The organism is Paracoccus albus (assembly GCF_027913035.1).
GTDB classification, from domain to species: Bacteria; Pseudomonadota; Alphaproteobacteria; order Rhodobacterales; family Rhodobacteraceae; genus Paracoccus; species Paracoccus albus.
Genome location: NZ_CP115775.1, coordinates 688,064 through 703,188, shown reverse-complemented (window position 1 = coordinate 703,188; position 15,125 = coordinate 688,064). Strand labels below are relative to the sequence as shown.

General features: G+C 60.1%; 12 protein-coding genes. 11 read left to right on the top strand and 1 reads right to left on the bottom strand.

The window, feature by feature from the left end; all coding sequences use genetic code 11:
• Nucleotides 1–6: 6 nt before the first annotated feature.
• From PAF20_RS03515 to PAF20_RS03495, 5 genes are all read left to right on the top strand, one after another.
• A complete protein-coding gene (locus PAF20_RS03515; RefSeq protein WP_271072363.1) occupies nucleotides 7–1,626 on the top strand; it encodes an ABC transporter substrate-binding protein in 1,620 nt (539 codons plus the stop codon).
• 1 nt (nucleotide 1,627) lies between these two features.
• Nucleotides 1,628–2,587 carry an acetamidase/formamidase family protein gene (locus tag PAF20_RS03510; protein ID WP_271073243.1) on the top strand — a complete coding sequence of 320 codons (960 nt, stop codon included), beginning with the start codon at nucleotides 1,628–1,630 and terminating at the stop codon, nucleotides 2,585–2,587.
• Complete coding sequence (locus PAF20_RS03505; protein WP_271072362.1) at nucleotides 2,584–4,317, top strand: ABC transporter ATP-binding protein; 1,734 nt, start codon at nucleotides 2,584–2,586, stop codon at nucleotides 4,315–4,317. Before PAF20_RS03510 ends, PAF20_RS03505 begins: the two co-directional genes overlap by 4 nt.
• 414 nt (nucleotides 4,318–4,731) lie before the next feature.
• Nucleotides 4,732–6,417: a gamma-glutamyltransferase gene (gene ggt / locus PAF20_RS03500; protein WP_271072361.1), complete on the top strand. Its 1,686-nt coding sequence runs from the start codon at nucleotides 4,732–4,734 to the stop codon at nucleotides 6,415–6,417.
• Nucleotides 6,418–6,438: 21 nt separating this feature from the next.
• On the top strand, nucleotides 6,439–7,398 hold the full coding sequence (locus tag PAF20_RS03495) for a 2-hydroxyacid dehydrogenase (RefSeq protein ID WP_271072360.1): 960 nt from the start codon (nucleotides 6,439–6,441) through the stop codon (nucleotides 7,396–7,398).
• Between the two features lie 3 nt (nucleotides 7,399–7,401).
• On the opposite strand, the gene PAF20_RS03490 is transcribed toward PAF20_RS03495, so the two are convergent.
• Nucleotides 7,402–8,331 carry a LysR substrate-binding domain-containing protein gene (locus PAF20_RS03490; protein ID WP_271072359.1) on the bottom strand — a complete coding sequence of 310 codons (930 nt, stop codon included), beginning with the start codon at nucleotides 8,329–8,331 and terminating at the stop codon, nucleotides 7,402–7,404.
• A gap of 99 nt (nucleotides 8,332–8,430) precedes the next feature.
• On the opposite strand from PAF20_RS03490, the gene PAF20_RS03485 reads away from it, so the two are divergent.
• From PAF20_RS03485 to PAF20_RS03460, 6 genes are read left to right on the top strand one after another with little or no spacing between them, the layout of a single operon-like run.
• Nucleotides 8,431–9,354 (top strand): ABC transporter permease, encoded by a 924-nt coding sequence (locus tag PAF20_RS03485; RefSeq protein ID WP_271072358.1) that lies wholly within the window; start codon nucleotides 8,431–8,433, stop codon nucleotides 9,352–9,354.
• The gene (locus PAF20_RS03480; protein ID WP_271072357.1) at nucleotides 9,351–10,190 is read left to right on the top strand and encodes an ABC transporter permease; all 840 of its coding nucleotides are present in this window, start codon (nucleotides 9,351–9,353) and stop codon (nucleotides 10,188–10,190) included. The genes PAF20_RS03485 and PAF20_RS03480 overlap by 4 nt, the downstream gene beginning before the upstream one ends.
• Nucleotides 10,191–10,214: 24 nt before the next feature.
• Nucleotides 10,215–11,798, top strand: coding sequence for an ABC transporter substrate-binding protein (locus PAF20_RS03475; RefSeq protein WP_271072356.1), 1,584 nt, complete (start codon nucleotides 10,215–10,217; stop codon nucleotides 11,796–11,798).
• On the top strand, nucleotides 11,795–12,619 hold the full coding sequence (locus tag PAF20_RS03470; RefSeq protein WP_271072355.1) for a creatininase family protein: 825 nt from the start codon (nucleotides 11,795–11,797) through the stop codon (nucleotides 12,617–12,619). The genes PAF20_RS03475 and PAF20_RS03470 overlap by 4 nt, the downstream gene beginning before the upstream one ends.
• Nucleotides 12,619–14,247, top strand: coding sequence for an ABC transporter ATP-binding protein (locus tag PAF20_RS03465; RefSeq protein WP_271072354.1), 1,629 nt, complete (start codon nucleotides 12,619–12,621; stop codon nucleotides 14,245–14,247). Before PAF20_RS03470 ends, PAF20_RS03465 begins: the two co-directional genes overlap by 1 nt.
• The gene (locus PAF20_RS03460; RefSeq protein WP_271072353.1) at nucleotides 14,244–14,921 is read left to right on the top strand and encodes an RraA family protein; all 678 of its coding nucleotides are present in this window, start codon (nucleotides 14,244–14,246) and stop codon (nucleotides 14,919–14,921) included. The genes PAF20_RS03465 and PAF20_RS03460 overlap by 4 nt, the downstream gene beginning before the upstream one ends.
• Nucleotides 14,922–15,125: the final 204 nt, after the last annotated feature.

The window sequence follows — 15,125 nt, the reverse complement described above, 5'->3', positions numbered from 1 at the left end:
GGATAAATGAAAAAACTTATGATCTCGACAGCGCTCGTCGCCGCAATGGCGCTACCGGTCGCAGCGCAGGAAACGCTTGATCCAAACGCGACGCCTGGCGGCAGCATCATCATCACCTACAAGGACGATGTGGCGACGCTGGACCCGGCCATCGGCTATGACTGGCAGAACTGGTCGATGATAAAGTCGATCTTCGACGGGCTGATGGATTACGAACCTGGCACGACGAATCTGCGCCCCGGCCTTGCCGAAAGCTATGAGATGTCCGAGGACGGGCTGACCTATACATTCAAGCTGCGCCCCGGTGTGAAGTTCCACAATGGGCGCGAGATGACGGCGGAGGATGTGAAATATTCGCTCGACCGGGTGACCGACCCGGAAACGATGTCACCGGGCGCGGGCTTCTTTGGCTCAATCAGCGGTTATGATGAAGCAGCCGCGGGAGAGGCCGAAGGGCTTGCCGGTGTGACCGTAATCGACCCGCAGACCGTTCAGATCGAGCTCAGCCGTCCGGACGCGACCTTCCTTCACCTGATGGCGCTGAACTTCGCCTCAGTGGTGCCGAAAGAGGCTGTGGACGAAGCCGGTGCCGACTTCGGCAAGAACCCGGTCGGGACCGGCGCGTTCAAGCTGGGCGAGTGGACGGTTGGCCAGCGGGTCGTTCTGGAAAAGAACGCCGATTACTGGCGCGACGGGCTGCCCTATCTGGACAGCATCACCTTCGAAATCGGGCAGGAACCTGTCGTGGCCCTGCTGCGCCTGCAGAATGGCGAGGTTGACGTCCCCGGCGACGGCATCCCGCCCGCCAAATTCGAAGAGGTGATGAGCGATCCAGATCAGGCCGCCCGCGTTGTCGAAGGCGGGCAGCTTCACACCGGCTATATCACCATGAATGTCGAAACCCCGCCCTTCGACAAGGTAGAGGTTCGTCGCGCCGTGAATATGGCGCTGAACAAAGATCGTATCGTGCAGATGATTAACAATCGCGCGGTGCCCGCCACCCAGCCGCTGCCCCCGTCGATGCCGGGCTATACCGAAGGCTATGCCGGCATCGATGGCGATATCGAAGCCGCCAGGCAATTGATGGCCGATGCGGGTTATGCGGATGGGGTGGATACCGAACTTTACGTCATGAACACCGATCCCAACCCACGCATTGCCCAAGCGATCCAGCAGGATCTTTCGCAGATCGGCATCAATGCGGAGATCCGTTCGCTGGCTCAGGCCAATGTGATCGAGGCGGGCGGCAATGGCAGCGCACCGATGATCTGGTCTGGCGGGATGGCCTGGATTGCCGACTTCCCGGACCCGTCGAATTTCTATGGACCGATCCTTGGCTGCGCGGGCGCGGAACCTGGTGGCTGGAACTGGTCGAAATACTGTAACCAAGAGCTGGACGCCGCCGCGACCGAGGCGGATTCGATGGCAGGCGAGGATCAGTCGGAGGCCCGCCTTCAGGCCTGGTCGGATGTCTATATGCGTGTCATGGAAGATGCACCCTGGGCACCTGTCTTCAACGAACAGCGCTTCACCATGAAGTCCGAGCGGATGGGCGGTTACGACGCGCTTTACGTCGATCCGGTCTCTATTCCCGTCAATTACGACTATGTCTATGTGAGTGAATAAGATGTGCGGCAACTGTAACTACACGATCCACGGTGCGCAGCATCACTTCGGCTGGGACAACGCGATTGCACCGGTGCAGCGGGTGGAGCCGGGCCAATCGGTCTATTTCGAATGCATGGATTCATCGGCGGGCCAGCTTGGCCCGTCCTCTACCGTCGAGGACCTCGGGGCGCTCGATTTCGGCAAGATCAACCCTGTGACCGGCCCGATCTGGATCGAAGGGGCCGAACCCGGTGACGCGCTGAAAATAACCATTCAGCAGTTCTTCCCGACAGAGGCAGAGGGTTCTGCATGGGGCTGGACGGCCAACATTCCCGGTTTCGGCTTGCTGGCCGATCAGTTCACCGATCCGGCGCTGACGATCTGGAAATATGACGCGGGGACAAAGGAACCGGCGCTGTTCGGTAAGGAAGGCCGCGTGCCGTTGAAGCCCTTCGCCGGGACCATCGGCTGCGCTTTGGCCGAACCCGGATCACACTCCATCGTGCCGCCGCGCCGTGTCGGCGGAAATCTGGACATCCGCGATCTGGCTGAAGGGACAGAGCTTTACCTGCCGGTCGAGGTCGCGGGTGCGCTGTTCAGCGTCGGCGACACACATGCCGCGCAGGGCGACGGAGAGGTCTGCGGCACCGCCATCGAAAGCCCGATGGATGTCGCGCTGAAATTCGATCTGGTCAAGGGCGCCAACCTGAAGATGCCGCGCTTCACCACGACCGGCCCGGTGACGCGGCACCTGGACGCCAAAGGATATGAGGTCACGACCGGGATCGGCCCGGACCTGATGAGCGGCGCACGCGATGCGGTGGCGGGCATGGTCGATCACCTGTGTGCGACACGTGGCATGTCGGCTGTTGATGCCTATATGCTGGTCTCGACCTGCGGCGATCTGCGGATTTCGGAAATCGTGGACATGCCGAACTGGGTGGTCAGTTTCTACTTCCCACGCGCGGTCTTTGAATGACCGATCCGGTGCTTTCCGTTCGCGACCTGACCGTCGCAGTCGACACGCAAGCGGGCCCTAAATCGCTGGTTTCGGACCTGTCCTTCACGTTGTCGCGCGGCCAAACGCTGTGCATCGCGGGCGAATCCGGGTCCGGCAAGTCGATCACCTCACTTGCGGTGATGGGCTTGCTGCCAACGGGGGTAAAGATCGCATCCGGCTCTGTCCGACTGAACGGGCAGGAGCTGACCACCCTGCCCGAGCGTAAAATGCGTGACATTCGCGGTGCCCGCATCGCTATGATTTTTCAGGAACCGATGACGAGCCTGAACCCGGTTCTGACCATCGGAACCCAGTTGGCCGAGGCAATCCGCACTCACGATCCGACAGCCGACGCCAAGGCGCAGGGGCTTGCGGCGCTGAAAGCGGTACGGCTTTCTCAACCCGAACAGCGGATGCGGCAATACCCGCACGAACTTTCTGGCGGGATGCGGCAGCGCGTCATGATTGCAATGGCTCTGGCACTAAAGCCCGATGTGCTGATTGCGGATGAGCCGACCACGGCGCTTGATGTCACGGTTCAGCGTGAGGTTCTGGATCTTTTGCGCGACCTGCAACGCGACACAGGCACGGCGGTCATTCTGATTACGCATGATATGGGCGTCGTCGCGGAAATGGCAGACAGCGTCATCGTCATGCAATCGAGCCGGATGGTTGAAACCGCGCCAGTCGCGCGGATATTCGAAGCACCAGCCCAAGCCTATACAAGTTCCCTGCTGGCTGCCGTACCGCGCATGGGCGATGGCAGCGGCGCTGTGCCGGTCAAAGCGGAACCAATCGCACGACTGAAGGATGTGCAGGTCCGCTACGACATCCACGGCGGCCTGCTTGGGCGCACAACCCATCGCGTTCATGCCGTGGAACATGTCAGCTTCGACATCCGCGCCGGAGAGACCTTTTCACTTGTTGGCGAATCCGGCTGCGGAAAATCCACCATCGCCCGCGCAATCACCGGGCTTGTCCCGCATCTGGGCTCAATCACGGTCGCGGGGCATACCGTCCCGCAAGACGGGCTGAGCGCCAGTGCCGCGCTGCGTCGGGACGTTCAGATGGTTTTTCAGGACCCCGCAGCCGCGCTCAACCCGCGCAAGCGAGTTGGCGATCTGGTGGCAGAGCCGCTTGCCATTCACCGCATCGGCACACCGACCGAACGGCGCGACCGCGTACGAACCCTGTTTGACCGCGTCGGGCTGTCAGCCGATCAGATCGAGCGCTACCCGCACGAATTTTCCGGGGGGCAGCGCCAGCGTATCTGCATCGCACGCGCCCTCGCCCTGCAACCAAAGCTGATCATCGCGGATGAAAGCGTCTCTGCCCTGGATGTTTCCGTGCAGGCGCGGGTGCTGGACCTGCTGGCGGAGTTGAAGGCCGAATTCGGTATCAGCTATCTGTTCATCAGCCATGATATGGCAGTTGTGGAAAACATCAGCGACCGGATTGCGGTCATGTATCTTGGCCAGATCGTCGAGGCAGGCAGCCGCGCCCAGATATTCGGCAATCCGCAGCACCCCTATACCCGCCGGCTGATCGAGGCCGTGCCGGTTCCCGACCCCAGTTTTGTGCGCCCATCGGCGGCAAGGATGACAACCGAAGTCCCTAGCCCCGTATGGCCGCTCGGACATGGCCCGGACCGGCTGATGTTGCATGACACGGGCGGTGGTCATCTGGTTGCGGCAGGTTTACAACCATAGGACTCGCACATTTCGAATTGCAGCCTTAAGCCAGCCTGCGTACCGAACCGCTGCACCCCTATATTTGTGCGCAGGTATACCGCAATGGCAACGCTGTAGAGAAAGGCGGGGCGCAACGGCTGGGCCGGTAAGGAACAGGCTTCCCACTACAAACAAAATCTGATCCGCGTCTCGCTGCCTGTCAGACCGGACCTGATAATCTGCGTCATGGCGGCTGCAAGCAGATCTGTGCAAACGACCCGCAGCTATTTCCCCATATGGGCGGGACGACCACAGATTCCCTGCTGGGGGTAAAGCGGACCGCCGATAGGACCAGTATTTGAAAGTCGCAGAATTGCCTTGCCGGGCACCCTCTTGCCTTTAGCTGAATGACGGGCGAGGTTATTGTAGGAACCAGCCCGTTCCACATGTTGCATGGCCGATAAGTTGACCTACGACGACAAGACCCTTCCCTTCACCTGTGAAAAGCGCCCAGCCTCTGGTGCACTTGGCGTGGTTGTGACCAACTCACCCCTCGGTTCGGCCGCCGGGAATGAGATGCTGGCGGCCGGTGGAAACGCGATTGACGCTGCAGTGGCGGCATTGTTCACCCTGACGGTGGTGGAGCCGATGATGGTCGGCATCGCAGGCGGCGGTATTTCGCATCTGCGGCTGTCCGATGGCCATCACGTCGTCATCGACGCCATGTCGACCGCAGGCCAGATGGCGCGACCCGACATGTTCGCCCCGCTCTCTGACGCTGGCCCAAACTACATGGAGGTCGCAGATCTTCGAAACACTATCGGACCATCCGCAGTTGCCGTACCGGGCAATCTGCGCGGCTGGTGCCTGATGCATGAACGCTTTGGCAAGCTGCCTTTCGCTGACGTTGTCGAACCTGCGATCAGGGCCGCGTCGCGTGGCTTTACCGTCAGCCATTACCTGAACGGCGCCCTGCGCGAGCATGAGCAGGACCTTCGGAACGATTCGGTCATATCGGCGCTGTTTCTGCCCAATGGGCAGCCCGTGACACCCGGAACGCGGCTGACGATGGCGGATTATGCTGACAGTCTGCGCATCATTCAGCGCGACGGCGATACCGCCCTGCATGGCGGAGAACTCGGTCAGGCTCTGATCGACAGCATGAAGGCACGCAACGGCGCTGTCGGCCACCTTACCATGGAAGATCTGACAGCCTTTCGCGCGATAGAGCGCGAGGCGATCTTCGGCGACTATCGCGGCCATACCATCGCCGGACCGCCACCGCCGGCATCATCCGGCGTGCATATCGTGCAGATGCTGAACTTGCTGGAACAGCACGATATTGCTGCAATGGGCTTTGGCTCTGCCGAATTGCTTCACTTGCTGGCAGAGGTCATGCGTATCGGGTTTGAGGACCGTCGCGCAGCCTCTGGCGATCCGGATTTCGTCGATGTGCCCGTGGCCCGCTACACCTCGAAGGAATATGCGCAATCCAGCCAGTCGCGCATTCGCGGAAATGGTGGCAGTACGCAGCCCCCTGCCCGGCCTGCGCATGAAAGCCGTGACACCACCCATCTGACGGTTGCAGACCGCGACGGGAATATCGTCTGCGCAACGCATACCATCAACGGCCTGTTCGGTGCCAGATATATGGTGCCCGGGACCGGGATCATCCCGAACAACTACATGCTGAACTATGACCCTCATCCCGGACATGCGCTGTCCATCGCACCGGGCAAACGGGTGCCAACCTCTATGGCGCCAATGATCGCTTTGCGTGACGGACGGCCGTGCTTTGCGCTTGGGCTGCCCGGTGCCGTGCGGATCTTCCCCTCTGCCATGCAGGCCATCAGCAATATCATCGACCACGGGATGAGCCTTCAGCAGGCGGTCGAGGCACCCCGTATCTGGACCGACGGGCACCATGTCGAGCTGGAACCGGCCTACGCTTCCATGCGGGATGTTCTGACCGACAGGGGCCATGACGTCCGGCTGGTCAAGACGATTGGCGGTGGCATGAATGCGATCGGCTTTTCGGATGACGGCATGATGACCGGTGCCGCATGCTGGCGGGCCGATGGCACTGTCATGGCGCAGGGCGGCGGGCTTGCGCGACCGGGCGTGCGTTTCAAGATTTGACCGACGATTGAAGGAGCAGGCATGACCCGCGTCGTATTTCTGGACCCGACAACCAGCCAGCGGCTGGACCTCATGCGCAGCCACCTGCCCGAGGGGTGGCGACTTGATAACGCAACCGCCCGCGACAGCGACACACAGATGGCAGCCATAGAAGGGGCAGATTTCGCTATTGCCAGTGACGTCGCCGTGACCGGGGCGATGATGGCAACGCCCGGCTTGAAGGGCATCCACAAATGGGGCGTCGGTTATGACGGCATTGACCTTGAGGCGGCGCGAAAGCATGGCGTGCGCGTCATGCGGCTGACAGGTTCCAACGCCATTGCGGTGGCAGAAACGACGCTTGCCCTGATCCTTTCGGTCAATCGCAATATCGTTCGCGGCCATGTTGGTATCCACAACGGGGACTGGCTGAAGGCGCAGCTTGCGCCGACCGCCACGACACTGTCGGGTCAGACTGTCGGCATTGTCGGCATGGGCTATGTCGGCAAGGCACTGGCACGGCTTCTGAAAGGGTTCGGCTGCCGGGTGCTTTACAGCAAGCGCACCCCGCTTTCCGCCGAGGAAGAGGCCGAAACCGGCGCAAGCCACGCGCTGCTTGACGATATGCTGGTAGCCGCGGACGTTGTGACGCTGAATTGCGAGTTGAACGACAGCACGCGCAACCTGATTGACCGTGACAAGTTGGCGCTGATGAAGCCCGATGCCATTCTGGTCAACGCGGCAAGAGGCGGAGTTTTGGTCGAGCAGGATCTGGCCGACGCGATACAGCAGGGCAAGCTGCGCGGCGCGGGTGTCGATGTGTTTTCAATCGAACCGATCCAGCCCGACAATCCACTGATGAACCTTGATCGTGTCATCCTCACGCCGCATGTCGCCGCGGGCTCTTCGGCCGGGTTTGCAAGGTCCATTCAGCGAATGATGGACAATATGCTTGCCGTGCACGAAGGGCGCATGCCGAATGAGATAGACATCCTCGTCTGAGGATCAGTCGGGAACAGCAAATCCTTTCTGTTCGCCAATTCGCGCCGCGACCTGACGGGTGACGCTGATGAAGTCCTGCACCAGCGGCGAGGTCTCTCCCTTTGGCCACGCGACAACCAGTTCAATGGCGCGGGGCAGTTCCGGCACCGGCCGGAAATCCAGATATGGCGAGTGGATGTTGCTAATCCATGAGGGCATGACCGCCAGCCCCAGACCCGAGGCCACCTGTGCTGCAACCGATGTCGTATGCGTGCATTCCTGGACGAAACGCGGTGTAAGCCCCTCTCGCCGGAAAGCGTCGCGAAGCAGCATCGCGTAATTCGCACCGAGGATCGGCGCATAGCCGACAAGCGGCTCATCCGCGATATCACGCAACGCGATTTCAGACTTGCTTGCCAGCCGGTGCCCCTTCGGCAGCGCGGCCACGAAACCTTCGCGAAGCAATGTTTCGACCTGCATGAAAGCCGCCTGCTCTGTCGGACGGATGAAGGCGATATTCACCTCTCCGGTCTCAAGCGTCCGCAATTGTTCTGACGTGCCGAGATGTTCGATATCGACGATGACCGCCGGCCATTTGCTGCGAAATTCGGCCAGGATCGGGGGGATGACATGGGTCATCGCCATATTCACCCCGGCAATCGTAAGCCGTCCGGTCGACTGACCGGCCATGGCTCGGGTGTGTGAGACGGCCCGGTCCATGCCGTCAATCAACTCTCGCGCGTGGCTGAGCAGGGTTTCACCGGCTGAAGTCATTCGCGTCCGCCGCGTGGTGCGTTGGAACAGGGTGACGCCAAGGCGTTCCTCCATCGCACGAATCTGTTGGCTCAGCGGTGCCTGCGCGATCCCCAGACGCTCTGCCGCCCTGCCGAAATGAAGTTCTTCGGCGAGGCAGACGAAATAGCGAAGCTGTCTCAAGTCGATACCTGTATTCATATGCAAAACGTATCAAATCATCCGATATTTGGGAATTGATTCTAATAGATTCGCGTGGTTCGCTTTCAATTCCATGCAAGAGAGGCACCCTTCCCCACGATGCTTCGTTTTTGGTTAATCAAATTTCTCCGCACGATTCTGACGCTTTGGCTGGTCGTGACGTTCACATTCATCGTGCTGCGCACCTCCGGCGACCCGGTACAGGCGCTGCTGGGTGCCGATGCGATGCCCGCCGAGATTGAGCAGTTCCGCCGTGCATGGGGGCTGGATCAGCCATTGATCGTGCAATACGTCAATTACATCGGTCAGATGGCCACAGGGCAGTTCGGCACATCGCTACGCGATCACCGCCCGGTGATCGAGATCATTGGCGAACGGCTTCCAGCAACACTGCAACTGGGGCTGGCAGCATTCGCCTTGGCCGCGCTGATCGGGATACCCGCAGGCATCATCGCGGCACTTCGGCGCGGCAGCCTGATCGACCGGGCCATCATGACGGTCGCGGTCTTCGGTTTCGCTTTGCCCAACTTCTTTCTTGGCATATTGCTGATCCTACTGTTTTCACTGACGTGGCAGATCCTGCCGTCGTCGGGCATCGGCACGTGGCAGCATCTGGTCATGCCTGCAATCACGCTGGCGACCTTTACAGCAGGCTCGCTGGCTCGATTCACCCGCTCTGCCATGCTGGAGGTTCTGGAAAAGCCTTTCATGCGGGCGGCGGCGGCCAAGGGCGTGCCATTCGGCAAACGGGTGATGCTTCATGCCTTTCCAAATGCCGCCATTCCCATCGTGACGGTTGTTGGTCTGAACCTTGGTCAGCTGGTGGCGGGTGCCATTGTGGTTGAAACCGTCTTTGCCTGGCCGGGCATCGGTCGACTTCTGGTGGTCGCCGTATCTCAGCGCGATCTGGCGGTTGTTCAGGGGCTGGTGCTGGTCATCGCCGCGACAATGGTCATCGCGAATCTGATCGTCGACCTGCTTTACGGTCTTCTTGATCCCCGTATACGCGAGGCGGCACGATGAGACACGGATCGAATATCATCGTCGTTTGCGCCTCTGTCGTGCTGATTTTGGCGATTGGGGTGGCCGTAATCGGCAATATCTTCACCCCCCATGCCGTCACTGATCAGGCCTTGCTAAGCCGGCTTAAACCGCCTGTCTGGCTGGGCGGCGAGGCAGAGTTTCCACTGGGCACAGACCGTATCGGTCGCGATATGGTAGCAAGGCTGGTTGCAGGGCTGCGCATGTCCCTGTCGGTCGCGCTGCTTGGCACGCTGATCGGCGCCATATTCGGGACTCTTGTCGGTTTTATCGCCGCCCATTTCCGCGGCTGGGTCGAAGAGGCGCTGATGATGGTCGTCGACCTTCAGGCATCTTTGCCCTTCATCCTGATTGCCCTGACGCTTCTGGCGTTCTTCGGTAATTCAATGCTGTTGTTCATCATCCTGATGGGGATGTTCGGCTGGGAAACCTATGCCCGTCTTGCGCGCGGTGTCGTGCTGTCTGCGCGGGCGCAGCCTTATGCGCGCGCCATCGTCGCACTTGGTGCACGGCCTGACCGCCTGTATCTGCGCCACATCCTTCCCAATATCGCCTCTGCCCTGATCGTGCAGGTCACGCTGACCTTCCCGCAGATCATCCTGCTGGAGACATCGCTGTCCTTCCTGGGCCTTGGCATCCAGCCACCCAATACCAGCCTCGGGCAAATTCTGGGCGATGGCCGCGACTATCTGTCGACCGCGTGGTGGATATCGGTCTGGCCGGGGCTGCTGATCTTTCTGATTACGCTGTCGATGTCGGTTCTGGGTGACGCCCTGCGCGACCGGCTGGATCCGATGCTGAAACAACGAACGACCTGAAAATCGCAACAAGGAGATTACAAGATGATCACCAGAAGAGATTTCGGAACCTATTCACTCGGCGCGGGGGCGGCGACATTGCTGCTGCCGAAGAAATGGGCGCATGCGCAAGGTACGCGACCGACACTGACGATCGCTGTCGATAACCTTTGGGCGAATATCAACACCGTCAACGGTATCTCGACCACGACGCGGCGCTTCTTTCCCAACATCTATTCGCATCTGGTAGAGCGCGACTATATCGCGGATGAGCAGGGTCTGGTTCTGAAGCCGGGCGTGGCAACGGAGTGGACGCAGGACGGCAAGGTCTGGACCATCAAGCTGCGCGAAGGCGTGAAATTCCACAATGGCGAGACGATGACTGCCGAAGATGTGGCCTTCACGCTTGGCCCGGAACGGCTGTGGGGAGACGAGCCGTTTGAGCCGCGCGGCAAGACCTTTGCGGCGGGTTTCACGCGGGTTGAGGCGATTGACGATCTGACAGTCGAGATCGAGACAGAACGTGAAGACCCCTACATCCCCGGCAAATTGACAGGCTATATCGGCTTTGTCGTGCCGAAAAAGGCCTATCTGGACATGGGTGTGGATGCGTTCGGTCAGGCACCCATTGGCACCGGCCCCTACAAGGTTACGCTGTTCCGCTCTGGCGAGGTGCTGGAGATGGAGGCATTTGACGACTACTGGGAAGGGCCGCCGCCCGCGGCAAAGCTGATCTGGCGCATCGTGCCGGAATTTGCCGCGCGCATGGCTGGCGTCGTTTCGGGCGAGTTCGACTTTATGGCGAATATCCCGACCGATCAGGAAGCGCAGATGGAAAGCTACGACAATGTCACGCTTGCCCGTGCGCTAGCCAGCAACTACCCCGCCTTTGCCTTCAACACTCGTCCCGACCCTGAGGATAATCCGCTGGTGGATGTGAACCTGCGTAAAGGCATGGTTCAGGCCATCGACATGAATGCCATTGTCGAGGCGCTTTTCGGCGACACCACCTTCCACCCGGATGTGCCTTTCAACTTCCCTGAATACGGCGATTTCTACGATCCGGATATGCCGAACCCGCTGCCTTACGATCCAGAGGCTGCGCGTGCGCTGATTGAAAAGTCTGGCTATGACGGTCAGCCGCTGCAATGGCACATCACGCGGCAGTTCTATCCGAATTACGAAGCCGCCGCAGAGATCATGATCGAACAATGGCGGCAAGTCGGCGTTAATGTCGTAGCAGAGGTTCTGGACAATTTCGAGCTGGTCTATACCCGCCCCTACCACATGATGAATATGTCGATGTCGACCGACTTCATTCCCGGCGATCCCTATCAGCCGCTTTGGCTGGACTGGGGCCCAACGTCCAGCCGTGCCACGGCACATTGGAAAACCTGGGACCCGACCGAGGAATATCTTGCTGCCGGTCGGGAGTTCGAGCAGGCGACCGATTTCGAAACGCGCAAGGCCGCATATCTGAAGCTTTCGCAGGCTTGGCAGGATGTCACGCCCGGCTTTTATCTGTGGAAAAGCGTCTATAACTGGGCGCATCGCTCGGACATCGAGTTCGTCCCGCGTCCGGACGGGGAAATGCGCATGTTCGGCGAATACATGACGTTGCCCTCGTGAGTGACGATAACAAAGGCGCGAAACACGCGCTGAAAGACATGACGGTCGCGGAATTTCGCGACCGTCTGAAGCACGAGCCTGTCATCCTGCTGCCCCTCGGCAGTCATGAGGAACAGGGTCCCCATGCCCCCATGGGCGACTATCAGCTAGCCGAGGCCATCGCGCTTCGCATCGCAGAACAATCCGGCGCAATCGCAGCACCTTGCCTTCCCTTCGGCTATGCCGAGTTCTTTCGGGGCTTCGCCGGCGGTATCCAATTGCGCGCGGCGACGTTCCGCGCCGTTCTGAACGACATGATCGAGTCGTTTCTGGATCATCGTATCGACCGGCTTTTGATCCTTAACGGGCACTCGACCAATGCAAGCCTGATTGAAGAGGTCTGCCGGGATATAAAACGGCGGTTGGGGGTAAGTGTCGCCTCTGTCGATCTGTGGCGTTCGATCCCCGAAAGCCTCTGGACAGAAATCCACGGCGATGACGCCCGCAAATCGCGCGGGCATGGCGGCGATCCGGTAACGTCCGTATCAATGTATCTTCGCCCGGAACAAATGCGCATGGACCTTGCGTTGCCTGCGCGGCCCGCGCGGGTCATGGGCTTTCCGACTGCAGGAGTTCAGGGCGTGACGATTGACGGCATTCAGGTCAATCTGCCGCTGGATGCCCATGAAATCGCGCCAAACGGAATGCTGGGCGGCGATGCCGGGCCTTCGTCTGAACAGGCGGGTCAACGCATCGTAGATCACCTGTGCAGCCACTGCGCCCGGGTTGTCGAGGTACTGCGTAAATCCGACCCACGCAATCTACAACCCGGAGCGATGTGATGGCTGAACCCCTGCTCGACGTTCAGAATCTGAGTGTTCCGCTTCCGCCCGGAGCAGACCGGCCCTTTGCCGTCCACGACCTTTCCTTCACGCTGAACAAAGGTGAGATCCTGTGTATTGTCGGCGAAACGGGATCGGGAAAGTCCCTGACAGCGCTTGCGACGATGGGCCTGCTGCCAAGCAACCTGCCGCGGCCTTCTGGTCAGATCACCTTTGAGGGGCACGACATGCTGCGCATCTCCCCTCGTCTGCGCCGAGACCTGTCGGGAAGTCGGCTGTCGATGATCTTCCAGGAACCGGCTGCGGTCTTAAACCCCATTTACAGGGTCGGCGATCAGGTCGCGGAAACCTTCCGCCTGCACACTGATCTGGGTAAGAAGGAGATCCGGCGCCGCGTGATCGAGCTGTTTGATGAGGTCCGCCTGCCTGATCCCGAAGCCATGCTGCGCGCCTATCCGCACCAGCTTTCGGGTGGGCAATGCCAGCGGGTCATGATTGCCACCGCGCTCGCACTCGATCCGGCGCTGCTTATTGCCGATGAACCGACGACTGCGCTTGACGTGACGACACAGGCGAAGATCCTGCAACTTATGCTGGACCTTCGGCGGGAACATGGCACCGGCATCATGTTTATTACCCATGATTTCGGTGTCGTGGCAGAGATTGCCGACCGCGTGGCCGTCATGCGGCAGGGCGAGCTGGTCGAACTCGGGACGACAGACCAAATCCTGCGAGACCCGCAGGCCGACTATACGAAAAAGCTGATTGCGGCGGTGCCGCGCCTTGCACCCAAGCAGACGCCAACGAGTGGGGGCGAGCCTGTATTGAAAGCGGCTGGATTGGGCAAAACCTATCGCAGCCGCACAATGTTCGGCACGACCCGCAAGGTCGATGCGCTGCGTAATGTCGATGTCACGATCCATCGCGGCGAAACGCTTGGCCTGGTCGGCGAAAGCGGAAGCGGCAAATCCACGCTTGCTCAATGCGTCATTCGCCTGGTCGAGCCTGACCGAGGTGATGTCATCATCGACAATGGCGCGTTCACCGGGCTGGAAGGACGCGCCCTGCGCGACGCGCGCCAACGCGTGCAGATCGTCTTCCAGGACCCCTATACCGCGCTCGACCCTCGCCAGAGCGTGGGCAGTGCTATTGCCGAAGGTCCTATCATCCACGGACTGTCCCGGACCGATGCGCGCGCCCGTGCGCTTGACCTGATCGAAGCCGTCGGGCTGGACCGGAACGCGGCGGATCGCTTTCCGCATGAATTCAGCGGTGGCCAGCGTCAGCGGATCTGCATCGCGCGCGCATTGGCTGTCGAACCCGACCTGCTGATTGCGGATGAAAGCGTGTCTGCCCTTGATGTATCCGTGCAGGCGCAGATCCTTGATCTGCTGGCCGATATTCAGAAGCGGCTGAACTTCGGCATGTTGTTCATCACCCACGATCTTCGCGTTGCGTCACGCATATGCGATCGGATCGCGGTCATGCGTCAGGGTGAAATCGTTGAAGAGGATACACCCGCCGCGCTTTTCAAGAATCCGCAGAAGGACTACACCAAAGAGCTGCTTTCGGCGGTTCCCGGCCGCGATTGGCAGGACATACCAACTCAGCGCGAGGCCATGTCATGAACAGATACAAGATCGGACCCGTTCCTGCGCAGATAGAACCGGAACTGGTTTCGGGGTTCAGCGATGTGGAGATCGCGACCATCGGGCACTTCAGGCATCGGGGTTTTATGCGTAAGGATCTGCGTCCAATCTTGCAGCCCGAAGGACTCGTTGCAGGCACTGCTTTCACGGTGGCGATTCCGGCGACGGATTCAACGCTGCTGCACCATGCAATCTCGCTTCTGCGGCCGGGTGATGTTCTTGTCATCGACAGGCTTGGCGATACGCGTCATGCCTGCCTTGGCGGCGGTGTCGCGTTTGCAGCCAAAACCGCGGGCGCGGTGGCTGTGGTATTGGACGGCCCCTGCACAGATCATGACGAGATTATCGAGGAAGGGATGACCGTCTACTGCACCGGCATTTCGCCGATCACCACCCGCCTGAACGATCTTGGCGGCGCGATCAACGTGCCTGTCTCCTGCGGCGGTGTGCCGGTTCTGCCCGGCGATCTTGTCCTAATGGACCCGTGCGGCGTTCTGGTTCTGCCCGCAGATGAAGCGCCGGATGTTCTGGCCGAAGCCAAGGAACGGCAAGCGCGGGCCGGCCGGTTCCGTGGCCGGATCGAGAAAGGCGAAAAATTGGGCGATCTCAGTGGGGCGAGCGCGAAAATCAGCGCGGCGATGGACGAAAACTGACCCTCCTGAGGCTGTCAGGATCGACACATATCGCGCCAGTATAAATACCCGGGAAATATTCTTCTTATCTAAGGACGAATGAAAGTAGCAGCCTCGGATGTTGCGCTTTCGGACGGTCCGACTGACCTGACATAATGTGGCATTTTGCATCGCCGCCTCAACGCTGACAGCTTGCGGCTTCAAATATTCTAGACTAAAAAAGTC

Bases quoted from the DNA above. Each gene is read 5' to 3' on its own strand.
- PAF20_RS03490 (WP_271072359.1), bottom strand. From the start codon at position 8,331: ATGAATACAGGTATCGACTTGAGACAGCTTCGCTATTTCGTCTGCCTC.
- PAF20_RS03480 (WP_271072357.1), top strand. From the start codon at position 9,351: ATGAGACACGGATCGAATATCATCGTCGTTTGCGCCTCTGTCGTGCTG.
- PAF20_RS03515 (WP_271072363.1), top strand. From the start codon at position 7: ATGAAAAAACTTATGATCTCGACAGCGCTCGTCGCCGCAATGGCGCTA.
- PAF20_RS03465 (WP_271072354.1), top strand. From the start codon at position 12,619: ATGGCTGAACCCCTGCTCGACGTTCAGAATCTGAGTGTTCCGCTTCCG.
- ggt (WP_271072361.1), top strand. From the start codon at position 4,732: ATGGCCGATAAGTTGACCTACGACGACAAGACCCTTCCCTTCACCTGT.
- PAF20_RS03505 (WP_271072362.1), top strand. From the start codon at position 2,584: ATGACCGATCCGGTGCTTTCCGTTCGCGACCTGACCGTCGCAGTCGAC.
- PAF20_RS03495 (WP_271072360.1), top strand. From the start codon at position 6,439: ATGACCCGCGTCGTATTTCTGGACCCGACAACCAGCCAGCGGCTGGAC.
- PAF20_RS03485 (WP_271072358.1), top strand. From the start codon at position 8,431: ATGCTTCGTTTTTGGTTAATCAAATTTCTCCGCACGATTCTGACGCTT.
- PAF20_RS03460 (WP_271072353.1), top strand. From the start codon at position 14,244: ATGAACAGATACAAGATCGGACCCGTTCCTGCGCAGATAGAACCGGAA.
- PAF20_RS03475 (WP_271072356.1), top strand. From the start codon at position 10,215: ATGATCACCAGAAGAGATTTCGGAACCTATTCACTCGGCGCGGGGGCG.
- PAF20_RS03510 (WP_271073243.1), top strand. From the start codon at position 1,628: ATGTGCGGCAACTGTAACTACACGATCCACGGTGCGCAGCATCACTTC.